Genomic DNA, 1,404 nt, shown 5'->3' on the forward strand with positions numbered 1-1,404 from the left:
GGCTTTCCGGTGCCGTATTTTTGCGCCCCCCATGTTGGCGGCCACCACGACCCCGCCGGGGTCCCCCTTGACCCGGGCCACACGCGCGCGGCCGCGGCCGGTGTGGCGGGCGGGGGCCGCGACGACGGTGCCGCCGGGCTGCAGGCGGCCGTCGCGTTCCGCCGCCTCGATCATGGCGCGGCCGACGCGGTCCTTGATGGAGCCGCCGGGGTTCTGGGATTCGAGCTTGAGGAACAGGCGGCAGGGGCCCGTGTCCATGCGGGTGACTTCCACCATGGGGGTGTTGCCGATCAGCGAAAACAGTGCAGCTTGCGACAAGTCTTGCATATTGCCTCCGTGCGGACGGGCGGTGCGCCGCTTCATGGGCGGCGCGTGCAAAAGCTGGCACCGATCGGGCGCCAGGCCGTATTAAAAAAATAATACTACGGCTTTTGATTGGCGTGTGCGTTGGGGCGCATTAAGGCGGCCCCAGGCTGATTAGCTGCCGGCTTTTAACCTGCGCCACAAGGTGGTCCGGCTGATGCCCAGGTGGCGCGCGGCCGCGTCGCGCTGGCCGTTGAAGCGCGCCAGGACGTCGGCCACGGTTTCCTGCGCCGGGGCTGCGGACGCCGGCGCGGCGATGGCCGACAGGCCAGGGCCGGCGCCCAGCTCGGGCGCCACCGACAATAAAAATGCGGGCGTCAGCGCCTGCAGCGGCTCGGCGGCGAGGAACAGCGCCAGGCGTTCCATCAGGTTGCGCAGTTCGCGCACGTTGCCCGGCCAGGCGTACGCCTGCAACACCGGTGCGCACGCCGCGATCTCGGCCGCCAGGTTCGGATGCGGCCGGGCGCTCAGCGCGGCGAGGGCGTTCTTCAGTGCCCACTCGGCCAGTTGCGCGACGTCCTCGGGGCGGGCGCGTAGCGGGGGCAGGGCAAGGCGCAGCACGGCCAGCCGATAGAACAGGTCGGCGCGGAAGCGCCCCTCGCGGACTCTCGCTTCCAGGTCGCAATGGGTCGCACTGATCACGCGCACGTCGATGGGCACGGGCCGCGTGCCGCCCACGCGCATCACTTCGCGCTCCTCGAGCACGCGCAGCAATCGGGTCTGCAGCGCGAGCGGCATTTCGCCGATCTCGTCGAGGAACAGGGTGCCGCCGTCCGCCGCCTCGAACAGGCCCGCGTGGCCGCCGCGGCGGGCGCCCGTGAACGCGCCTTCCTCGTGGCCGAACAGTTCCGATTCCAGCAGCGACTCGGCGATCGCGCCGCAGTTGACGGCGATGAACGGCCGGTTCGCGCCGCGCCGCGGACTTTCGCGGTGGATGGCCTGGGCGACGAGTTCCTTGCCGCTGCCCGTCTCGCCCTGGATCAGCACCGTCGCCGGCGAGCGCGCGTACAGCACGACGGTCTGGCGCAGCCGTTCCATCGC

Annotated in this window: 2 protein-coding genes; both read right to left on the reverse strand. The window is 70.9% G+C overall.

Annotated elements, in window-relative coordinates:
- The coding region (locus ACEN88_RS31700; RefSeq protein WP_413346131.1) for a pyridoxal-phosphate dependent enzyme at positions 1–363 on the reverse strand (363 nt) is incomplete at its 3' end.
- Between the two features lie 114 nt (positions 364–477).
- The coding region (locus ACEN88_RS31705) for a sigma 54-interacting transcriptional regulator (RefSeq protein ID WP_413346133.1) at positions 478–1,404 on the reverse strand (927 nt) is incomplete at its 5' end.

Source organism: Massilia sp. CT11-108 (assembly GCF_047302915.1).
Lineage (GTDB): Bacteria > Pseudomonadota > Gammaproteobacteria > Burkholderiales > Burkholderiaceae_D > Telluria > Telluria orientalis.